This is a genomic window from Sorangium sp. So ce295 (genome assembly GCF_051527405.1).
Classification (GTDB): domain Bacteria; phylum Myxococcota_A; class Polyangia; order Polyangiales; family Polyangiaceae; genus Sorangium; species Sorangium cellulosum_B.
The window spans coordinates 59,543-79,308 of the sequence record NZ_CP150324.1; the positions used below are offsets into that span (position 1 = coordinate 59,543).

Here is a 19,766-nt window from a genome sequence, read left to right on the forward strand (position 1 = left end):
AACGCACGGCCGCGCGCAAGGAGAGGTCGAGTCGGTGAGCGCGCTGGCCGGGACACACGCCACCTTCGTGGCGTCATCCCACCTGGCCTTCGTCAGCGACGTTACGGGCCAGGACCTTCGAGGACACCCGGCCGACGAGCCGCCGCAGGACCTGCTTCGCGCCGATCGCGCCGCCAGCGCCGACCGCGAAGACGAGAGGCGCCGCGGCGCCGCCGGTCACCGCGACGAGGCCCGCCGCGAGCAGCACGCCGGCGCCGGTCGCCACCGCGCCTGTCGAGGCCTCCTGCGCCGCGTGCGCGAGCGCTTCCTTCCTCGTCATCTCGCCTCGCTGGTAGGCCGTGACGCCCTCGTAGGCACCGAAGGCGCCGTCGATCACGAACCCGATACCGGCCGCCTTGCCCGCGCCCTTCAGGACCTCCCGGCCCGCGGCCCTCATCGCCTCGCGGGCCAGCCCCTTCGCGACCGCGGCCGAGACGCCGTCGGTGAGCGCGGCCTGGCCCGCGTGCCGCCCCGCTGCCTGCGCGACGATCGCGGCGGCCTGCGTTCCGCCCTGATCCCCGATGATCTTCGCCGTCGTCTGCGCGCCCAGCGAGAGCCCGGGCGCGAGCGCGTCCACGACCGCCGTGGTGTTCTCGACCATCACGCGCCGCAGGCCCTCCCGCGCGCCGTCGTCGAGGAGCCTCTTGCCCGCCGCCGAGAACAGCGCCTCCGCCGCCCCGCGGACGGCGACCGCGCCGCTCCCTGCAATCGAACCAAGGATCTTGTTTCGCTGTGAGCTCATCTCGACCTCCCCGCCTCGCGCGCCTTCGCCTCGATCATGGGGTAGCGCCCGGGTGCGGAAAGACAAGCTCAGCGACGCGCGCTCCCACGTCGCCGTGTCGCGGCGCCGGCCGCGTCCGATCGCCGGACCTCAGAACCTCACGAGCAGGCGCGAGCCGAGGCCGCCGGGGGCTGGCGTGAGGACGAGCTCTGCCGCCGGCTTGCCAGAGGCCGGCGCCGTGGGCTCGGAAGGGCTCAGCAGGAGCAGCGTGACGCCGGCGCCGATCCCGACGAGGCCGACGCCGGCGAAGACGCCGGCGAGCGTCGAGGCGGTCTTGCCCGTGTCGTAGTCGCCCTGGAGCGACGGCGGGCACTCGTAGGCGCCTCCGCCGGCGGGGGAGCACCCCTCCTCGACCGCGGACAGCGCGCCGGCGCGCACGGCCAGCGCCACGACGGTCGCGATCGCGCCAGCGCCGCCGACGCCGAGCGCGACGTAGCCGCCCATGCGAATGCCGCTGGCCGGCGTGCCGGAGGCGCTCGGCGCGGAGAGCGCGTCGCGCGCCGGGAGCGGCGCGGGCACGGTCAGCGTCACGACCTGACGGGCGCCAGGCGTGAGGTTGGCGCGCTCCGCGATGGGCGCGGCGCCGCCGTAGAACAGCTCGACCGTGTGGGCGCCGAGATCGCGCTCGAGCTCGACGCCGAGGAGCCTCGGGTCGAGGGGCTTGCCGTCCAGCACCACCTGGACCGGCGGCCGCCCCTCGGCGCCTTTCAGCCGGACGGTCAGCGTCCCGACCTTGCCGCCGAGCGCCCGGTAGCGGGCCTCGGCGTCATCGCTCCACCCGGCGTACTTCGCCTCGTTGGACTGGAGCGCGGCGCGCCGGAGATCCCACCAGTCTCGCCTCGCCGAGGCATAGCGGCCGAGCTCCTCCTCGCACTCGGCGATGTTCCGGAGCGCGCCGAGCCCCTCGGGGTAGATCTCCAGCGCGCTCCGGAAGGCGATGACCGCCTGCTCGCACTGTCCGGTGCTCCGCAGCTCGCGCCCCCGGGCGAACAGCGTCTTCGCGTCCTCCTCGGCCCCGATGGCGAGCGCGCGCGCCGGCGCCGCCGCGAGCATGGCGACGCCGCAGAGCGTGATGAGCCGTCGCTCAAAAGGTCTCACTCTTGTCGATCTCCTTGCGGCGCCGGGGCACCGTGGGCGCGGCGGTCGCCGTCGCGCGCGGGGTGGCCTTGTCAGCCCCGGGGCGGCGCTGGGACGAGCGCGGCTGCGCAGGCGCTGCGGAGGCAGGCGGCGCGGGCGCTGCTGCGGAAGCAGGCGGCTCGGCCATGGCCGGCGGCTCGGCCGCGGCGGGCTGCTGCGGTGGGGGCGGCGAGCGCAGCGCGACCGCCTGGAGCGCGCCCCGCACGCCGGGGGCCATGAGCCGCGCCGGCTGTTCCAGGCGCGGCCGATCGAGCAGGCGCGCCGCCAGCGCGGCGGTCCCCCCGAGCGCGGTCAGGCAGGCCAGCGCCACGGCGGGCGCCACCCGGGGCCGCCGCGGCGGCGCGACCTCCGCGGGCCGCTCGGGCGGCGGCGCCGAGAGCGCGGCGTGGTACGCCCCCACCATCTCGCGGATCGAGGCGAACCGCTGCGCCGGCCCCTTCGCGAGGGCGCGCGAGAACCAGGCGTCGAGCCCCTGGGGAAGCGATCGTCGGACCTCCGTGGCAGGCTCGAAATCGCGGGTGCTGACCGCCACGATGATCTCCGCGATGCTGTTGCCTTGAAAGGGCGTCCAGTCCGTCAGCACCTCGTAGGCCAGCACGCCGAGCGCCCAGACGTCGGCCCGCGCGTCGACCGCGAGCGGCGAGGCGAGCTGCTCCGGGCTCATGTAGTTCGGCGAGCCCAGCATCACGTCGGCCTCCGTCTCCTGCGGCCGATCCAGGCCTAGATCGCCGTGCAGCGCCTTGGCGATGCCGAAATCCGCGACCTTCACCGTCAGCTCCGCGCCGGGTGCGTCGACGAGCATCACGTTCGAAGGCTTCAGGTCGCGGTGCACGATGCCCATGTCGTGCGCCACGGTGAGCGCGTCCCCGATCTGATCAAGGATGTCCCCGAAGCGCGCCGGATCGATCGGCCCCTTGTGGCGCACCTCGGCGAACAGCGTTCGCCCCGGGATGTACTCCATCACCAGGTAAGGGATGTCGTCGTGGACCCCTGCGTCGTGGACCGCGACGATGTGCCGCGTGCGCGCGCTCAGGCGGGCCGAGATCTGGGCCTCGAACCGGAACCTCTCCAGGACGGTGCGGCTCCGCTCCGCGTCGCCGGTCAGCGAGGCGCTGAGGAACTTCACGGCGAGCTCGGTCTTGAGCGTGACGTGCACGGCGAGCCAGACCTCGGCCATGCCCCCGCGCCCGAGCGGCCGGACCAGCCGGTATTTGCCGTCGACGACCTCGTCGGGGGTGTGCTGCCAGATGTCCGACTCGTCGGCGCCGGCCTGACGGGCCGCCGCGCTCGGGCTGATCCGCACGGTCGGCGGTATGCGGGGCGTGGCGGCGTCCACGCCCGAAGGATAGTGGATGCCGCGCGCGGGACTGGCACTTTTCGACAGCCCTCGCCGCCGTCGCCCTCTGGCCAGCGCGGAATGGCGGCAGCCGGCAGCCGCGCGCCCGGCGAGCGCACGAGGAGCGCGGCCGTTTCACTCGGCGGCGTCGGCGAAGAGCTCCGCAGGCGGCGCGTCGATCGGCGGGGCCTCCCGCGAGGCCGCGCCGCCCACGCCGCGGTCGAGGGCGTCGCAGAGGAGCGCGCCGACGCCGGGGACGACGTTGGCGATCGACTCGTCGGCCTCGCGCGGGTTCAACCACCAGAACGGGTTCAGCAGCCGGCGGAGGTCGCGGAAGGAGCGTGCAGGACGGCTGACCTCCACCGTGAAGGCGAGTGTTCCGAGGTTGGCGTCGAGCCAGTCGTCCATGTCGCCGACCGTGGGGTACCAGTGCGCCGCCTGGCGGATCTCGTACCGCTCGCGCGGCAGAGCCCGGCAGAAGGCGTCGCCGAGCGCCCGGTACAGCGGCTCGCGCGGGTTGGGCACGTCGGTGTGCGCCCACGGGTAGAGCAGGAGGTTGCCGCAGCTGTGAAAGCCGATCGCGAGCGAAGGCCGCGTCTCCAGCGCGACGTCGCGCAGGGCGCGCGACTCGGGCTCCGAGAACGCGTGAGGCCCCGTGTAGTGCGGCGACCACCGGAGCCGCGAGCCCGCGAACGGGTGCAGCGGCCGCGACGAGGACAGCGGCGCGAAATTCCGGTTCAGATCCACGCCGCGGGCGTTGCAGCGCTGCGACGCCCGCCGCTCGCCGCGGAGGCGCTCCAGGTTGTCGGCGAACGCGTCGGGGTTGACGACCGGCACCACGACGAGCCGCGCCCGCGCCGCCGCGCCCGCGCGTCCGCTCGCCAGGATCGACCGGACCGCGTCGAGCAGCGCGAGCCCGCCGATCACCTCGACCCCGTGCATGAGCGACGTCAGCAGGAACGTCGGACCCAGCGGATTGCCGAAGTCGTAGCGTCGCAAGGGTCGTCCGTTCGCGGACGTCCCGATCGCTATTTCCCGTCCGCCGTGGGTGCGCGCGAGGCGCGCCCAGGCATCATCGAGCTGCGGGAGCTCGGCGTAGCGGCCGCATAGATCGGGCGAGTGTGTCATCCCAGTGTCTCTGATGTGACACCGGAATGGCGGCGGGCGCCAGCGGATTGCGTGGATTCATGGGGCGCGATTCCACGGTTCCGTGATTCGCGTCGATTCGCGTCGATTCGTCTATTCGCGTCATCCGCGCGGCTGGTCGCGCTGGTCGCGCTGGCGGCCCTTGCGCGTCGCGAGGAGAGCCAGGCCCTCGAACAGGAGGTGCGCGCCGAGGTGGAGGGTGACGTCGGCGTGATCCAGCGCGGGGCATACCTCGACGAGATCCATGCCCACCAGGTTGATCCCTGCGAGGCCGCGGAGCAGCTGGATCGCCTCGCGTGAGGTGAGCCCGCCGGGCACGGGCGTGCCGGTGCCCGGGGCATAGGCCGGGTCGATGCCGTCGATATCGAAGGAGATGTAGACGGGCGACTCGCCCGCGGCTGCCCTGATGGCGGCGGCGATCGCAGGAGCGCCGTCGCGGTCGATCCGATCCATGCCGTACAGGGTCGCCCCTGCGTGCGCCGCGAAGGCGCCTTCCTCCGGGTGGCCCCACGTGGCGCGGATGCCGATCTGGTGGAGCGCGCTCCGCCCGATCAGCCCCTCTTCGATCGCGTTGCGGAACGGCGTGCCGTGGTGGAACGGCTCGCCCCACACCTCCGAGGTGCTCGTGTCGAGGTGCGCGTCGACGTGAACGACCGTGACGGGGCCGTGGCGCCGCGACAGCGCGCGGAGCACCGGGAGCGCGATGGAGTGGTCGCCGCCGACGACGAACGGGACCGCGCCGGCCGCGAGCACCTCGTCGACCGAGGCCTGGATCAGCTCGCGAACGGAGTCTGCATGAAACGGGGGAAAGGGCACATTGCCCCCGTCGAGCACGTGGATCGCGCGGAACACGTCGATGCCGTGGCCGGGGTGATACGACTGCACGAGCGCGCTCACGCGGCGCAGCTCGTAGGGGGCGAAGCGTGTGCCGGGGCGGTACGTGACGCTCCCGTCCCACGGGACGCCGAGGAGCACGGCGTCGGCGCCGGAATAGGCGGACGCGCCGGCCTCGTGGAATCCCGCCGTGGAGAGGCGAAAGAACGGCGTCTGCCCGTGCCGCAGGTACGCGGCTGCTCGTTGTTGGGACATGAGATCTCCTACAGGCTCAAGAGGTCCAGGATCACGGCGCGGGCGCGGTCCGCGAGATCCGCCGCGCCGCCGTGATCGCCGAGCGGCGGGCCAAAGGCGATGCGGGCGCTCGCCTCTCGGCGGCTGGAGAAGCGGAGGAAATGGGGGAGGAAGGTGTCGTCGCCCGCCCAGCAGAGCTCCGGATCATCGTAGGTGATGGCCGCGGGCACGATGGGGACGCCCGCGAGCCGGGCGACGCCGAAGATGCCTTTCCGGAACGGGAGGACCTTCTCGCCGCGGGTGGTCGAGCCCTCCGGGAAATTCAGCACCGGGACGCCATGGCGCAGGGCCCGGAGCGCGCTCCGGAGCACGCGCGCGCCGCTCGCCGGGCGCTGCCGATCGACGAGCAGCACGCCGAGATCGCGCGCGCGATCGCCGATGATCGGCCAGCTGCCGATCTCCTTCTTCGCGATGGCGGTGCAGGGGGTGAGCGACGCGAGGAGGATCGGATCGAGGTAGCTGACGTGGTTGGCCACGACAACGAACGGCGACGCGGGGAGCGCGCCGGTCACGCGGACACGCAGGCAGTGCAGCGCGCACAGGTCCCGCGCGATCCCGTGAAGGAGGCGCGCCCTCTCGCGGCGGCGCGAGGCGGGCAGCGTGGGCAGCAGGCTGGTCCGGAACACGGTGTCGAGCGCGAGCCCCATCACGCCGGAGACCCGGCTGGCGATGGAGAGCGCCTCGGTCCAGGGCCGGTCGCCCGCCGTCGGCGCGCGGCGGCCGTGGTCGAGCGGAGCGGTGGTCGTCATGGTCCGTCGGCCTCAGGCCACCGCGGCGATGCCGCCGCTCTCCGCCGCGCGCGGCTCCTTCACGTCGGCCTGGCGATCGACGAGCCCCACCTTCTCGAAGCGGGCCCGGAGCGCCATGAACGCGTCGCGATCGATGCGCGAGATGATGCGCGGGTGTCCGGTGCCATAGAAATCGGGGCGGACCTCGATCTCCCTGGCGCCGAGCATGGCGTGGAGCGCCCGCGCGGCGTGGTTGTCCTCCTCGACGGTGAACCAGCACGACTCCGCCCATCCAAGGATCGACCCGACGAACGCGCGGAGCAGCGTGTGCGTCGCGCGGGAGCCCTGATACTCGGGCAGGACGGCGAGGGTCGTGCAGTAGACCTCCTTGCCGCGCGCGAAGGAGAGCAGGTAGCCCGCGGGCCTCCCAGCGGCCTCGACCATGAAACAAGAGTCCTTGAAGAAGTCGCAGCAAAGACGGATGTAATACCGCCCGAGCTCCCCTTCGCCCGCGCCGCCGAAGAGGGTCGTCTCCAGTTCCATCAGAGTCGAAAAGTCATCGCTCCGGAGCGTGCGCGCCACATAACGGCTCATTGTTGCGCCTCCTTACTTCAATTGAATCGTTGCTGTGGGCGCAGCATGCCGGGACTCGGTGGAGAACAGGTCACAGGACCCCCGAGGTTGAGAGACACGTCGGGGGCGATGGCGCGTCAAGATGGCTGGAGAATCGCGTACGGAAGGTGCCAGGACGGCAATGTCATCGTGGCCTGAGGCGCTCTGCCGCCGTGGACGGGAGTGCGAGCGCGAGGCCGGCGAAGGCCCGGGCGGTGTCGAGGAGCGCGGCGAGGCCCGAGGACGCGCGCCATCCGCCGGTCACGCCGGTCCAGTGCTTCATGGGCACGAAGAGGTTGCCGTCGGTGTGCGGCGCCGAGCGATCCAGGAAGGTCGCGCGGAGCGTGTACGCCGCGAACAGCCGCTCCATGAGGCCCGGGAAGGCGACGAACGCCGCGGCGGTGATGCGGCCGGCGGCGCCGACGTAGACATCTCGCCGCGGCCGCTCGGCGAGGGAGACCATCGCCGCCGCGACCCGCTCGGGGGCGACGATCGGCCGGATCGGCTGGACGGCGCGGCCGGTGAAATTGCCGGCGTGCTGGTAGATCGGGGTGTCGATCGTCGTGGGCAGGAGGTTGCAAACGTGGATGTCCGGCGTGCTGGAGAGCTCCTGTCTCAAGCAGGACGTGAGTCCGAGGACCCCGAACTTGGAGATGACGTAGGCGCTCATCGTCGGGGCGCCGAACTTGCCAAGAACGGAGACGTTGTTGATGAGCACCCCGGCGCCCTGCGCGCGGAAACAGGGCAGCACCGCCCGCGCCCCGTGCACATAGCCGAGCAGGTTCGTCTCGATGACCTGGCGGTAGGCCTCGTAGGGCGCCTCGTCCGCTCGCGTGTAGAGGAAGACGGCGGCGTTGTTCACCCAGACGTCGATCCTGCCGAACACCTCGACGGCGGCGCGGGCGAGCGCTCGGACGGCTTGCTCGTCCCTCACGTCCGTCGGGACGGCGAGCGCCGGCGCGCCGACGCTGGCGCACTCGGCGGCGACCTCCTCGAGGGCCGCCTCGTTCCGAGCGGCGATGACGACCCGCGCGCCGCGCCTCGCGAACGCTAGCGCGGCCGCCCTGCCAATGCCCGAAGATGCCCCGGTGATAACGACCACCGCGTCACGAATGCACTTCCGCATGACTGGCCCCCTCCCGCGCGGTCTGTCCCTCGCCGAGAGGAGAGCAAGGCGCGGGCCATCAGGGCCGGGGGCCGGGGGCCGGGTCGGATGTGGCCGCGGAGCTCGATTGAAACGGTGGGCGTGGTGGATGGATGAAGAGTTTCAAACGCAAAGGCGCAAAGACGCAAAGACGCAAGGAGAAGAAGAAACAAATCTTTCTCTCTCCCTTGCGTCTTTGCGCCTTTGCGTTTTTTCTCTCTCTTCAGCCGTAGAAGGGCTTCCCGGTCCTCGCCGCCTCGACGAGCGCCGGGGCGGGCGTCCAGCGCTTGCCGAAGCGGCGCTCGTAGATCTCGATGCGGCGGAGCACCTCCGCGGCGCCGAGTCCGTCGACGTAGCGGAACGGCCCGCCACGGAACGGCGGGAAACCCAGGCCGAAGATCGCGCCGATGTCGCCGTCGCGCGGGCTCCGGAGGATCCCCTCGCCGAGGCAGTGCAGCGCCTCGTTCACGAGCTGGAGCGAGCAGCGCAGCTGGATCTCCTCGACCGGCACCGGCGGGCTGTCCTTCGCCCTCGGCACCGGCAGCCCGAGCACGCCATAGACGCCCTCGTCGGCGTGCTTGCCCTTGCCCTTCTTCTTCGCCGCCGCGCCGTACAGGTACATCCCGCGCTCGTTCTTGCGGCCCCTCCGGTCGTCGGACACCAGCCTGGCCATCGTGGGAGGCGGCGCGAGGCGGTCGCCGAACGCCTCGAGCATGATCGGGCCGACGTGCGCCGCCACGTCGATGCCCACCTCGTCGAGCAGCGCAAGCGGGCCGACCGGCCAGCCCCACGCGACGAGCGCCGCGTCGACCTGCTCGATCGCGACCCCCTCGGCGAGCAGCCAGCTCGCCTCGTTCATGTACGGCCCGAGGATCCGGCTCGTGTAGAAGCCGACCCCATCGTTCACGACGATGACCGTCTTGCCCTGGCGCTTGCCGACCGCCACCGCCGTCGCGACCACCTCGGGGGACGTCGCCTCGGTCCGGATGACCTCGAGCAACGGCATCTTGTGCACAGGGCTGAAGTAGTGCATCCCGACCACGTTCTCCGGCCGCTTCGACGCGGCCGCGATCCGCGAGATGGGGATCGACGACGTGTTCGACGCGAAGATCACCCCGTCCTTGCCGTGCTGCTCGACGTCCCGCAGGACCGCTTGCTTCACCGCGAGATCCTCGAACACCGCCTCGATCACGAGATCGGCGCTCCGGAGGCCCGAGCCGTCCGTCGTCGCGGTGAGCAGCGCGAGCTTCTCGTCGCGCTCGAGCGGCGTGAGCTGCTTCTTCTTCACCCGCTCGCCGAGGATGTCGGCCACGTACTTGAGCCCGCGGCCGATCGACGCGTCGTCGCGGTCCCGGAGCCGCACGGAGATGCCGGCGTTCAGGCTGACATAGGCGATGCCGGCCCCCATCAGGCCGGCGCCGATCATCGCGATCTTCTCGACCTTCCTCGGCTGCACGGCGGGGTCGTCCACGCCGGTGTCCTTCTTCATCGCGTTCGTCGCGAAGAAGAGCTCCATCAGCCGATGCGCCGTGCTCGACGCGACGAGCTCGCCGAACGCGCGCGCCTCGACCTCCTTCGACGCCTCGAAGCCCTTCTCGGCATAGGTCCTCAGCACGTCGAGGATCCGCTCGGGCGCCGGGTAGTGCCCGCCGGTCTTCTTGCGCGTCTGCCGCGCTGCCTGCTGGAAGAGCAGGGCACGGCCGATCGGGTTCCGCTCGAGGGCAGCGCGGGTGAGCGCGGCGGAGTCGAGCTTCGGCGCGCTCGCCCGCTTGGGCCGGAACGGCGGGCCGGCCGCCGCGAGCTTGAGCGCGAGCGCCGCGGCCGTCTCCCTCAGGATGGCCGCGGGGACGACGTCGTCGGCGACGCCGAGCTGCCGCGCCTTCGAGGGGCGCATGTTCTTGCCGGTGAGGCCGTGGTCGAGCGCCGCGTTCAGGCCGGCGCGCTCCGCGAGCCGCTGGAGCCCGTTGATCCCGGGGAGCAGGCCGAGCTGCACCTCGGGCAGGCCGAGCACCGTCTTCCGGTCGTCGCTCAGCACCCGGGCATGGCAGGCGAGCGCCACCTCGAGGCCGCCGCCGAGCGCGGCGCCGTGGATCGCGGCGACGATCGGCTTCGGCGAGCGCACGATCCGCAGGATCGCCTCGTGGCCGGCGCGGCACATCGCCTCGGCCTGGGCCGCCGTGGCGACGCCCTTCAGCATCTCGATGTCGGCGCCTGCGATCCAGGTGTCGGCCTTGCCGGACACGAGGATCGCCGCCTTGATGAGCGGGTTGCTCGCGATCTGGCCCGCGATCCGCTCGAGATCGCCGGTGAACGTGGGCTTCAGCGTGTTGACCGCCTCGCCCGGGACATCGTAGGTGACGACGGCCACGCCGTCGGGGCGCACCTCGAGGGACAGCGGGCTCGCGGCCGCGGGGGCCGGCGTGGCGGCGGCGGATGTCGTGGTCATGCGGCCTCCAGGACGACGGCGGCGCCGAGGCCGCCCGCCGCGCAGACGGTGAGGAGCGCGTGGTGCCCGCCGCGCTTCTTGAGCTCTCGGAGCGTGGAGAGGACCATGCGTCCTCCCGTGGCCGCGAAGGGGTGGCCGAGCGCGATCGAGCCGCCGTTGACGTTGAGCTTCTCCGGATCGATCTCGCCGACGGGGGCGGACCGGCCGAGCTTCTCCGCGGCGAACGACGGCGACGCGAGCGCCTTCAGGTTGGACGCGACCTGGGCGGCGAAGGCCTCGTGCATGTCGACGAGATCCATGTCGGCGAGCGAGAGGCCGGCGCGCTCGAGCGCCCGCGGCACGGCGAGCACCGGGGCCATCAGGAGCTGCCAGCCGGGGTCGACCGCCGCGTAGGACCACGACTTGACGTACCCGAGCGGCTGGTAGCCGAGCGCCTTGGCCTTGCCCTCGCGCATCAGGAGCAGGGCGCTCGCCCCGTCGGTGAGCGGCGACGCGTTGCCCGCGGTGATCGTGCCGTGCCGCCGATCGAAGGCCGGCGACAGCTTCGCGTAGGCGTCGAGGGTCGAGTCGTCCCGGACCACGTTGTCGCGCTCGACCGGCTTGTCGTAAGGCGGGGGGATCACGTGCATGACCTCGGCGGCGTAGGTGCCGTCGCGCCAGGCGCGCGCGGCGTTCGTGTGCGAGCGGTGGGCGATCGCGTCCTGCTCGGCGCGCGAGATGCCGTTCTGCTTCGCCATCTTCTCGGCGGCCTCGCCCATCTGCTCGCCCGTGGTCGGCTCGCGCGAGAAGCCCGGGATCGGGGGCACGAGGTCCTTCAGCGAGAGGCGGGAGAGGATCTCCAGCCGGGCGCCGAGCGTCCTGGCCTTCTGGAAGTCGGTCAGCGCGGAGGCGAGCTTCCGGGAGACGCCGAGCGGCACGTCGCTCATGCTGTCGGCGCCGCCGACGAGGGCGACGTTGTGCTGGCCGGCGAGCATCGCCTCGGCGGCGCTCGTCATGGCCTGGAGAGACGTGGCGCACGCGCGCGAGACGCTGTAGGCGTCGGTGTCCTTGGGCAGGCCGGTGCGCAGCACGACCTCGCGCGCGATGTTGAGCCAGTCGAGCGTCGGCACCACCTGGCCGTAGACGACCAGGGTGACGTCGCGCGGGGTCACCTCGCTCCTCTGGAGGAGCTCCTTGACCACCGTGGCCGCGAGATCGACCGTGCGCAGCGCCTTGAGCGCCGTCCCCGCCTTGGTGAACGGCGTGCGCAGCCCGGCAACGACCGCCACCCGGTCCTTGCCGCCCTTCCCATTCTTGCCTGAAGCCATGTCGACTCCTCTGCTGCCGGAGAGCCCATCGCGAGCCCGCCCCGCGCGCCCCGCGCAGCCCCCCGGATCCCGGCGTGCCAGCGCACACCGGTTGGAGGTATTCCCTTAGGTGCGCTAACGCGGCGTGTCAACCGTGGGCGGCCAGGGCGTCGCGGGTGGCGGGGCGCTCCACGAGAACGCGACGTGGGCGGAAGGACGGTTGGGGCAGCCTGGGCGCTAATTTGGCCCACGCCTGAGCTTGCCGATAGGGTGGTTGGCCATGCGGAAACTCATTCTATGCAGTGCGTTGCTCTGCGGCGCTCCGGCGCTCGCCGGGTGTGCGACGTTTGCAAGCGACTCGGCGCCGGCGGCGCCGGGTTATGTGTATGTGGCCGGTCACAAGAACAACCAGCCTGCGATGTGGATGTGCCCTGACGCGCCGGGCAAGGCCGAGTGCACCGAGGTCGAGGTAACGACGGAGGCAGGCGAATGAAGCGTTCTTTGATTTTCGGGCTCTTGCTCGCGAGCTTCGGCGCGATCGGCTGTCAGGGGAGCTACACGAGCATCCGGCAGATCGACGGGACGCGGTACCACGTCACGCGCACGAAGCAGGGCTTTTTCAACGCGTACGGCACCGTGTTCGACTGCCAGGCCAAGGGCGACGCGATGACGTGCGTCGAGATCAGCGATCTGTGAGCTCCGCGCGGGGTCGAAAGGCGCCCCGCCCGTAGAGCGCTGAGCCGCTCGAAGGAGCCGACCGCCAAGACGCCAAAAGACGCCAGAGGAAGAATCTCGTTCTCTGGCGTCTTTTGGCGTCTTTTGGCGGCCACCTATCGTCTCGCTCCGGCGCCTCTCGATGGCAGGCAGCGCGCGGTCTCTCACGCCTCGCGCAGGAAGGCCTCGAGCAGCGCCGCCGAGACGTCGAGGAGATCGCGCTCGGTGACGATGCCCACGAGCCGCTCGCCCGCGACGACGGGCAGGCAGCCGACGCGGTGCTCGCGCATGATCCGCATCGCCTCCAGCGTCGGCGTGTCCGGCGCGACGGTCACCGGGTCGGGCCGCATGATCGACGCCACCGTGGGCGGCGCGGAGCCGCTCGGCGCCGCCGCGGCGCCGCGGGCGACGAGCCGCAGCAGCGCGCGGTGGGAGACGACGCCGACGAGTCGGCCCTGCTCGTCCTCGACCGGTACATGGCGCACGTGCCGCCAGTCCATGACGCTCGCCGCGAAGTCGACGATGTCGGTGGGACGCACCGTGAAGAGATCGGTCGACATGAACTGGCCGACGGTCCGGTAACTGTCGCGCACGAGGTCCAGGTCGTCCTCGAGGGCGGCGGGCTCCCACGCGTGCACCGGGCGCCCGGCCCCGCCGCCCCGGGCCTCTTCCTGCTGGCGGGCGAGCATCGCGGCGCAGAGGGCGCGGCTTCGCAGCTCGGGGGTGCCCCGCCCGGCCATGGCCGCGAGGGAGCCGAGCGCCCACTGCGCGCCCGTCTGGCCGCGGCGGACCCGCTCCTCGACGACGCCGAGGTACCGGTCGACGTCGGCGGCGTCGATGCCCGCGGCCGAGAGGCCCGCCCGGGCGGCGGGGAGGAGGTGCGAGAGGATGAGCTCCGGGGCAGGCAGGCTCCGGCCGCCGAGCCACGTGAGCTGCGCCTTGAGGCCGTGGCGGGCCGCCGCGAAGAAGTTCGCCTTGGCGTCCTCGAACGGCATCTCGAGGTCGATGCGCGGGTGCTCGTCGGCGAGGCCGGTCATGAGGCCGAAGAAGAAGGCGGCGTTCGCGACCTCGTCGAGGACCGTGGGCCCCGAGGGCAGCGCGCGGCTCTCGATGCGCAGGTGCGCGACCCCGGCCAGGACCCCGTAACAGGGGCGGTTCCAGCGGTAGACGGTGCCGTTGTGGACCCGCAGGGCCTTGAGGTCCGGCACCTCCCCGCGCGCGAGCACGGCCGCGGGGGGCTCGCCGGGATCGGCGGTCATGATCACGCGGAACCGCGCGATGTCCTCGCGGAAGAGATCGAGCACGCCGCCCTGCACCCAGCCGTCGCCGAAGTGGACGCGGGGCCTCTGCTGCCGGCCCTCGAGCGCGCTCGGACGGGTGTCGACCGAGGTCTCGAAGAGGGCGATCCGCGTCTCGTGCCAGAGCCTCTGCCCGAGGAGCAGCGGCGAGTTGACCGCGGCGGCGAGGACGGGCGCGGTCACCGCCTGGGCGAGGTTGTAGAGCGACGCGAACTCCCGCGCCCCGACCTGGAGGTGGACCTGGAAGCTCGTGTTGCACGACTCGAGCAGGATGTTGTCGTGGGTCATCTCGAGCTCGTCGAGCCCGTGGATCGAGACGCGGAAGTCGCCCTGGCGCAGCCGCAAGAGCGCGCGGTTGAGCTCGTGGTAGCGAGGCGCCGGCGTGAGGTTCTCGACGCGGAGGTCGCCGGCGCGCAGGGTGGGGAGGATGCCCGTGAGGAGGACGTCGGCGCCGGCGGTGCGCGCGGCCTCGGCCGCCCGCCCGATGACCTCCGACAGCTCGGCTTCGAGCCGCCGCAGGCAGTCGCCGCCGAACGGGAGCGGGGTGAGGTTCGCCTCCAGGTTGAAGCGAGCGAGCTCGGTCGTGAGCCGATCGTCGGCGGCCCGCTCGAGCACCTCCAGCGCGAGCGGAGCGGGCCGGAGCGCGCGGTCGACGAGGAACATCTCCTGCTCGGCGCCGATGCGGCGCACGCCGGACTCGATGCGATCCTCCACGACGAGGCGCTCGAGCGCCTCCACGTCGTCGAGCAGCGCCCGCATGAACGCCTTGTGCTGCTGCTCGCTCGCCTGCTCGGAGACGTGCTGCTCGCCCATGGTGATCGCCCCGCCTTTCGCTCGCTCTCGCTCCAGGGAAGCCTACGACGACGAGCGGCAGGGGGCGCGGGGGATCCCCCGGCGGGGAGGGCGGGCGTCTGGCTCGGCGCGGGCGGCGCGGCGGCGGGCGAAGGCGGGCGACGCCGGTCAAAAGCTGCGGCCGGCCGCGAGCCGCAGGGTGGCGACCTTGTCCTCGGCAAGGCCGAACCCGAGCGGCGGGTCGAGCGCCACGAGCAGCCCTGCCCGGGCGTAGTAGCCAGGCTGCTTCAGCGTGTAAGTGAAGAACGGCTCCATCGCGAGCTGCATCCTGTCGTCGCGGGTGAGCGTCAGCGCGGCCTGGAGGCGGAGCCCGCCGCCGTAAGGGCCTCGGCCGCGCAGCTCGAGCTCGTCGCCCTGCTCGACCACGAGCTCGACGCCGGCCCTGCTGGTCGGGAGGGCGAGCATCACCGCCGTGTCCGCGCGGTAGACGAGCCGCGCGGCGAGCTCCGCCTCGACGCCGCCGCGGACCTTCAGGGGCAGGTGCCCGACGGTGAGCCGGTGCAGGTCGAAGGAGGCGCGCGCGGGGGCGGTCGCCTGCAGCGTGGCGCGGGCGTCGGCGTCGGGGGCGCTGAGGACGGGGATCGAGAGCGCGCCGCCGCCGAAGACGGTGACCTTGCGCGAGAGGGCGCGCGCATAGTGGGCGCCGACCGTGGGGTTGCCGAAGAGAAGGCTGCCGGCGCTGCTGCTCTCGTCGACGCCGAGCCGGGCGGACCGGAACGAGGCGGAGACGTCGCCATAAGCGAGCGGGAGATCCACGTCGAGGTGGAGCCGGCCAAACCACTCGAGCTGACCTCGGAGATCGAAGGTCAGCCCGAACGTGCTCACCTCGGAGGTGACATCGTCCATGGCCCATGAGGCCGACTTGCTCAGGACGTCGAGCTCGAGCTCCGCACGCGATCCCTGGGATTTAGCCCAGCTGTTCTTTTCTGCCGGAGCGGCAGGTGGTGCCGTGAGCCAGAGCGAGAGCAGGAGAGCGGAGGAGAGCAGTGATCTCGCGTTCAATCAGGCCCACCTGCGAGGACTACCATGGCTCGGCTCGGCCGTGGTTATCGAACGGCGCCCTCGGCGCCCGCGGCCTCCTCGTCCTCGTCCTCGTCCTCGTCGTCGTTCTCCTCGTCGTCGTCGTCGTCGTCCTCGTCGTCGTCAGCGTCGCCGCTGCCGTCGAACAGCAGGGAGGGAGCGTCTTCGTTGCCGTGCTCCGCGAAGATCGCGTCGGCGGCGATCACGAGCTCCTCCATGCGGTCGGCGTCGACGGGGCCGTACACGGCGAGCGCCATGGCGCGATCCTGCACGAACAGCCACGCGTCGGGGAAGTCGAGCAGGGCGTCGCGGATGCTCTTCGAGAGCCACCGGCCGATGGCCTTCGCTTCGGGTCCCTCGACAAGGAACTGCTCCATGAACTCCGGGTCCTTCTTGAACTGGACGCCGGTGTTGGGGGCACGCCTGCCATCGACGATGGGCAGCGGGCACACGGTGAGCCGGGGCCCGGCCTTGGCCAGCTTTGTGAGGACCACCTGGTACTCGCTGCCGTTCTTCGCGTCCGGGCCCACGACCGCGACGTAGGCGAGCTTCGGGACGAGCTCGTAACGGGCGAGGACCTCGCCGCCGCCCGTCTCCTGCAGCGTGTGCTGGAGGCTGGACGGCAACGAGCGCACCGGACGAGGACCGTCGCTGCTGGCGCCGGCCTTCTGGCCGCCGGGCTTCGCGCCGGGGCGGGCCGGGGCCGCCTCGGGGGTCATCAGCGCGCGCCAGCGCGCGAGCTCGCGGTCGCGCCGCGCCTCGTGCCGACCGCGCAAGCCGGTCAGGAACCAGACGACGAGCAACGCAAAGGGACCTACGTACCAGAGCCAGGGCATGGGGCGGCGATGCTAGCAAACCTCGCGGAGCTGCGGTGGGGTCGCGCGCGCCCGCGGTGAGGCGAGGCTGTCGTGGCGAGCCTCGCCGCTTCGCGGCGAGGTGCGGCTATCGTGGCGAACCTCACCGCTTCGCGGCGAGGTTCAGGGCGCGGGGGCCGGAGCGGCGTCGTCCGGCCGCTCGAAGACGCACCAGTAGCCGTTCTTGCTGTGGCGCACCATCCCGGCCACCTCGTACACGCCCCGGAAACGCCGGTCCTTGCGGAGCTTCTCCTGCGCCGGGAACGGGAGCTTGTCGCACGTGTCGGCGCCGCCGACGAACACGAAGTAGCGCGGCATCTTGTCGAAGACGTGCTGCACGTAGCCGGGGCCCGTCTTGCGCGTGTAGCCGCCCGGGAGCTTGGAGATCACGGGATCGACGAGGCCGAGGAGATCGAGCACCGGGTAGTCCGTCACATACCCGATGTACCCGATGTCGCCCACGGCGACCTCGCCGGGCTTGCCGTGCTCCTTGAACCAGTTGGCCACGCCGCCCGCGGCGCTGTCCCAGAACCGCTTCTCGTCGTCGAGGATCCGGTGCTGGGCGCGCTCGATCCGCTGCGCCCGGAAGGCGCCCAGCGCGATGAGGCAGCCGAGCGCGAGCACGCCGGCCCCCGCGGCGAGGGCGATCGTCCCGCCCTCGGGCGCGTCCGCGGCGCGGGCCGAGAGCTGGGCGAGCAGCGGCTCGAGCAGCGCGCGCGCGCCGAGGCCCGCGAGGAGGAAGCAGAACGGCTCGAACGGGCTCATGAAGCGGTAGTACGGCATCCAGTCGCCGCCCACGAGGAGCACGTAGCCGCCCACCGCGAGCGCGAGGGCCGCGACGCAGAGCGCGTCGCGGTGGCGCGCGACGAGCGCCACGCAGAGGCCGAAGAGCCCGAGCAGCAGCGCCGGCCACGTGTGCCCGGCGTACTCCGCGAGGTAGCGCTGCCCCCCGGCCAGCTGCTCGGCGAGGCTGCCGGTCTTGGCGCTCAGCGTGTTCGGCAGCCACGTGCCGTAGTAGCTGTGCCGCCAGAGCATGTGGCACGCGATGGGCGCGGCGAAGACGACGCCGCGCAGGAGGTTCTGCCGCCCGAAGAAGCGCAGGCCGAGGAAGAGCATCGGTATGCCGATGAACATCGGCGCTTCCGGGCGCGTCAGGCCAGCGAGCCCGAAGACGAGGCCCGAATACGGGAAGCCGGTCCCCCGGTCGCGCTCGCGGAACATCATCTCGGTGCCCGCGAGGACGAGCAGGACGAACAGCGGCGTCTCCAGGCCGAAGACGGCATATCCGCTCTGCACGATCGAGCTCGCGAACAGCCACGTGGCGATGCAAGGGACCGCGCCGTGCGGGCGGAGCCGGGCCGAGAGGAGGTAGAGCGCGCCGAGCGAGCCGCAGGCGGCGAGCCCGCCGAGCACCTTGGCGACGACGTCGGGGTCGAGGCCGAGCTTGATGCCGCCCGCGAGCAGCACGGTCCAGAGGAAGTTCGTGTACCCCTCGATGCGCTCGCCGGCGTTGTAGACGAGCCCGAGGCCCCGGGCGAAGTTGCGCGCGTACCGGTACGAGATGTACGCGTCGTCGATCGTGAACGAGCGCACGCGCACCATGTTCACGACGAGCAGGAACGCCGGCAGCACGAGGCCGAACGCGAGGTGCAGGCGCTCGGAGAGCGGCGCGCCTCGCAGCCAGTCGCGGAAGCGCCGGGCCGGGGGCGCGCCTTCGACGCCGTCGCCCGCCGCTTCCATGTCGCCGTCGGCCTCGCCGCTCGGAGGGGCGACCCCGAGTTGCCCGTGCTCTGCTTCTTCCGGTTCCAGGAAAGCCATGTGAAGCCTCTCCCTACCATGGATGGTTCATGTCGGGGTCGTTTCTTGGTCGAGGCGCTCATCCCAGCTATCCTCGCGACATGCGTGCAGCCATGTTCGCTCTTGCCGCCTCCTCCGCCCTTTTCGTCGCGCCCCCGGCGCTCGGCGCCCGAGGCGTGCCGTGCGGCTTCTATGGCATCGATCCAGGGGCGCCCGTCGACGCAGGGGAGGTGATCCTCGACGACGATCACGCGAAGCGGCTCGCGCGCGCGGGCGCCGGCGCCGTGCGCGTCGAGTTCCTGCTCGATGACGCCGAGGCGTGGGACGACGACAAGCTCGAGCAGTACGACGCCATCATCGACGCGGCGCGCGCCGCGGGCCTCGAGCCGGTCGGGCTCCTCTCTCACCGCACGATCGGAGAAGGACAGGACGTCTGGAATGACGATCCGGACCGGGACGGCGACAACGCGTACGTGGAGGCGTTCGCCGAGACGGCAGAGGCGCTCATGACGAGGTACGCCGGGGACGTCGTCCAGTGGGAGATCTGGAGTCAGCCGAACTGCGCCGAGCTCCCCGACCCCGCGCTCGACCCGGAGCACGCCGGCTGCACCTTCATCCTGCCCCGGGTGCTCGCGCAGATCCTCGCCCAGATCCGCGTCCGCAACGAGGCGCTCTTCAACGTCGACGAGCTGTCGCTGACCACGGGCGGCCTGCTCGCCTCGGACGACGCGGCCGCGCCGTTCTCGGGGGTCGATTACCTGCGCGAGCTCTACGCGCAGCCGGTGTGGGACGAACTCGAGGCGCGCTTCGGCGAGCGGACGCCGTGGTCTCGCCTCGGTCAACAGCTGTTCTTCCATCAGGGCACCGAGGTCGATCCGGTGACGCTCAACGATTATCTCGACGCGCTGCGCGACCTCGCCGACGAGGAGGGGGACGAGAGCCCCTTCGCCGTGACCGGGATGGCGTGGTCGAGCGCGCTCGCCGGCGAGGAGCTCCAGGCGGCGAACCTGACAACGTCGTTCGAGATCCTCTCGGAGCGCGACGACGTCGCCGGCGTGGTCTGGGCCAGCTTCCAGGACGCGCCGCTCGACGAGCAGCCCTTCGGCCTCGTCGACGAGGCCGGCGTGGAAAAGCTGGCGCTCGCCGCGTTCAGCGGGTCGGCCGACAACTGCGAGCCGGCGGTGCAAGGCGGGGGGTCGGGGAGCGGCGGCGGGGGGAGCGGATCGAGCGGCGGCGGCGTCGTCGCCGGCTCGCCGCCCGGCACCAGCGGACAGATGGGGCGGCCGATCGACGGCAAGCGGCGCGCGAGCTCCTGCAGTTATGCCGCGGGCGCAACCAGCGGAGGCGGAACGCGGTCAGGCGTGGGTTGGCTCGCATTGTTCGCGATCGGCGCGATCGCGATGGTGCGCTGCCGCCGCGTCATTTGAAGGCAACTCGATCGCTCTCGT

The 19,766-nt window shown here is 72.1% G+C and carries 17 protein-coding genes; 3 read left to right on the forward strand and 14 right to left on the reverse strand.

Annotated features, from left to right (window positions below):
• Positions 1-73: 73 nt before the first annotated feature.
• The 10 genes from WMF11_RS00235 to fadI all read right to left on the reverse strand — a co-directional run bounded on the left by WMF11_RS00235 (position 74) and on the right by fadI (position 11,804).
• Positions 74-781, reverse strand: coding sequence for a hypothetical protein (locus tag WMF11_RS00235; protein WP_437906398.1), 708 nt, complete (start codon positions 779-781; stop codon positions 74-76).
• Between the two features lie 129 nt (positions 782-910).
• Complete coding sequence (locus WMF11_RS00240) at positions 911-1,918, reverse strand: tetratricopeptide repeat protein (protein ID WP_437906399.1); 1,008 nt, start codon at positions 1,916-1,918, stop codon at positions 911-913.
• Positions 1,905-3,293: a serine/threonine-protein kinase gene (locus WMF11_RS00245; protein WP_437976023.1), complete on the reverse strand. Its 1,389-nt coding sequence runs from the start codon at positions 3,291-3,293 to the stop codon at positions 1,905-1,907. The genes WMF11_RS00240 and WMF11_RS00245 overlap by 14 nt, the downstream gene beginning before the upstream one ends.
• 135 nt (positions 3,294-3,428) lie before the next feature.
• A complete protein-coding gene (locus WMF11_RS00250) occupies positions 3,429-4,421 on the reverse strand; it encodes a M14 family metallopeptidase (protein ID WP_437976024.1) in 993 nt (330 codons plus the stop codon).
• A 120-nt stretch (positions 4,422-4,541) separates the two neighbouring features.
• On the reverse strand, positions 4,542-5,528 hold the full coding sequence (speB, locus tag WMF11_RS00255) for an agmatinase (RefSeq protein ID WP_437976025.1): 987 nt from the start codon (positions 5,526-5,528) through the stop codon (positions 4,542-4,544).
• Positions 5,529-5,536: 8 nt separating this feature from the next.
• Positions 5,537-6,316, reverse strand: coding sequence for a lysophospholipid acyltransferase family protein (locus WMF11_RS00260; RefSeq protein ID WP_437976026.1), 780 nt, complete (start codon positions 6,314-6,316; stop codon positions 5,537-5,539).
• A 12-nt stretch (positions 6,317-6,328) separates the two neighbouring features.
• On the reverse strand, positions 6,329-6,889 hold the full coding sequence (locus tag WMF11_RS00265; protein ID WP_437548470.1) for a GNAT family N-acetyltransferase: 561 nt from the start codon (positions 6,887-6,889) through the stop codon (positions 6,329-6,331).
• A 163-nt stretch (positions 6,890-7,052) separates the two neighbouring features.
• Complete coding sequence (locus WMF11_RS00270; RefSeq protein ID WP_437976027.1) at positions 7,053-8,033, reverse strand: SDR family oxidoreductase; 981 nt, start codon at positions 8,031-8,033, stop codon at positions 7,053-7,055.
• 241 nt (positions 8,034-8,274) lie between these two features.
• Positions 8,275-10,497, reverse strand: a complete 2,223-nt coding sequence (gene fadJ, locus WMF11_RS00275; RefSeq protein ID WP_437976028.1) for a fatty acid oxidation complex subunit alpha FadJ — start codon at positions 10,495-10,497, stop codon at positions 8,275-8,277.
• Entirely contained in the window at positions 10,494-11,804 is a 1,311-nt protein-coding gene (gene fadI, locus WMF11_RS00280; protein ID WP_437548475.1) for an acetyl-CoA C-acyltransferase FadI, read from the reverse strand. The genes fadJ and fadI overlap by 4 nt, the downstream gene beginning before the upstream one ends.
• Before the next feature lie 259 nt (positions 11,805-12,063).
• Between fadI and WMF11_RS00285 the strand changes: the two genes are divergently transcribed.
• Together WMF11_RS00285 and WMF11_RS00290 are read left to right on the forward strand one after the other, a co-directional pair.
• Entirely contained in the window at positions 12,064-12,276 is a 213-nt protein-coding gene (locus WMF11_RS00285) for a hypothetical protein (RefSeq protein ID WP_157906336.1), read from the forward strand.
• Positions 12,273-12,479, forward strand: coding sequence for a hypothetical protein (locus WMF11_RS00290; RefSeq protein WP_012232684.1), 207 nt, complete (start codon positions 12,273-12,275; stop codon positions 12,477-12,479). The genes WMF11_RS00285 and WMF11_RS00290 overlap by 4 nt, the downstream gene beginning before the upstream one ends.
• A 182-nt stretch (positions 12,480-12,661) precedes the next feature.
• Here the strand turns inward: WMF11_RS00290 and WMF11_RS00295 are convergent, their stop codons facing one another.
• The 4 genes from WMF11_RS00295 to WMF11_RS00310 all read right to left on the reverse strand — a co-directional run bounded on the left by WMF11_RS00295 (position 12,662) and on the right by WMF11_RS00310 (position 18,339).
• Positions 12,662-14,608: a CBS domain-containing protein gene (locus WMF11_RS00295; RefSeq protein ID WP_437976029.1), complete on the reverse strand. Its 1,947-nt coding sequence runs from the start codon at positions 14,606-14,608 to the stop codon at positions 12,662-12,664.
• 147 nt (positions 14,609-14,755) lie between these two features.
• Positions 14,756-15,493 (reverse strand): hypothetical protein, encoded by a 738-nt coding sequence (locus WMF11_RS00300; protein ID WP_437906407.1) that lies wholly within the window; start codon positions 15,491-15,493, stop codon positions 14,756-14,758.
• A 200-nt stretch (positions 15,494-15,693) separates the two neighbouring features.
• Complete coding sequence (locus tag WMF11_RS00305; protein ID WP_437976030.1) at positions 15,694-16,503, reverse strand: hypothetical protein; 810 nt, start codon at positions 16,501-16,503, stop codon at positions 15,694-15,696.
• A gap of 141 nt (positions 16,504-16,644) precedes the next feature.
• Entirely contained in the window at positions 16,645-18,339 is a 1,695-nt protein-coding gene (locus WMF11_RS00310) for a hypothetical protein (RefSeq protein WP_437976031.1), read from the reverse strand.
• A gap of 80 nt (positions 18,340-18,419) precedes the next feature.
• Here WMF11_RS00310 and WMF11_RS00315 point away from each other — a divergent pair, with 80 nt between their 5' ends.
• On the forward strand, positions 18,420-19,745 hold the full coding sequence (locus tag WMF11_RS00315; protein ID WP_437976032.1) for a hypothetical protein: 1,326 nt from the start codon (positions 18,420-18,422) through the stop codon (positions 19,743-19,745).
• Positions 19,746-19,766 lie beyond the last annotated feature (21 nt).

Coding starts and splice junctions, on each gene's coding strand:
- WMF11_RS00235 (WP_437906398.1), bottom strand. CDS start 781: ATGAGCTCACAGCGAAACAAGATCCTTGGTTCGATTGCAGGGAGCGGC.
- WMF11_RS00250 (WP_437976024.1), bottom strand. CDS start 4,421: ATGACACACTCGCCCGATCTATGCGGCCGCTACGCCGAGCTCCCGCAG.
- speB (WP_437976025.1), bottom strand. CDS start 5,528: ATGTCCCAACAACGAGCAGCCGCGTACCTGCGGCACGGGCAGACGCCG.
- WMF11_RS00260 (WP_437976026.1), bottom strand. CDS start 6,316: ATGACGACCACCGCTCCGCTCGACCACGGCCGCCGCGCGCCGACGGCG.
- WMF11_RS00265 (WP_437548470.1), bottom strand. CDS start 6,889: ATGAGCCGTTATGTGGCGCGCACGCTCCGGAGCGATGACTTTTCGACT.
- WMF11_RS00270 (WP_437976027.1), bottom strand. CDS start 8,033: ATGCGGAAGTGCATTCGTGACGCGGTGGTCGTTATCACCGGGGCATCT.
- fadJ (WP_437976028.1), bottom strand. CDS start 10,497: ATGACCACGACATCCGCCGCCGCCACGCCGGCCCCCGCGGCCGCGAGC.
- fadI (WP_437548475.1), bottom strand. CDS start 11,804: ATGGCTTCAGGCAAGAATGGGAAGGGCGGCAAGGACCGGGTGGCGGTC.
- WMF11_RS00285 (WP_157906336.1), top strand. CDS start 12,064: ATGCGGAAACTCATTCTATGCAGTGCGTTGCTCTGCGGCGCTCCGGCG.
- WMF11_RS00290 (WP_012232684.1), top strand. CDS start 12,273: ATGAAGCGTTCTTTGATTTTCGGGCTCTTGCTCGCGAGCTTCGGCGCG.
- WMF11_RS00295 (WP_437976029.1), bottom strand. CDS start 14,608: ATGGGCGAGCAGCACGTCTCCGAGCAGGCGAGCGAGCAGCAGCACAAG.
- WMF11_RS00300 (WP_437906407.1), bottom strand. CDS start 15,493: ATGGACGATGTCACCTCCGAGGTGAGCACGTTCGGGCTGACCTTCGAT.
- WMF11_RS00305 (WP_437976030.1), bottom strand. CDS start 16,503: ATGCCCTGGCTCTGGTACGTAGGTCCCTTTGCGTTGCTCGTCGTCTGG.
- WMF11_RS00310 (WP_437976031.1), bottom strand. CDS start 18,339: ATGGCTTTCCTGGAACCGGAAGAAGCAGAGCACGGGCAACTCGGGGTC.
- WMF11_RS00315 (WP_437976032.1), top strand. CDS start 18,420: ATGCGTGCAGCCATGTTCGCTCTTGCCGCCTCCTCCGCCCTTTTCGTC.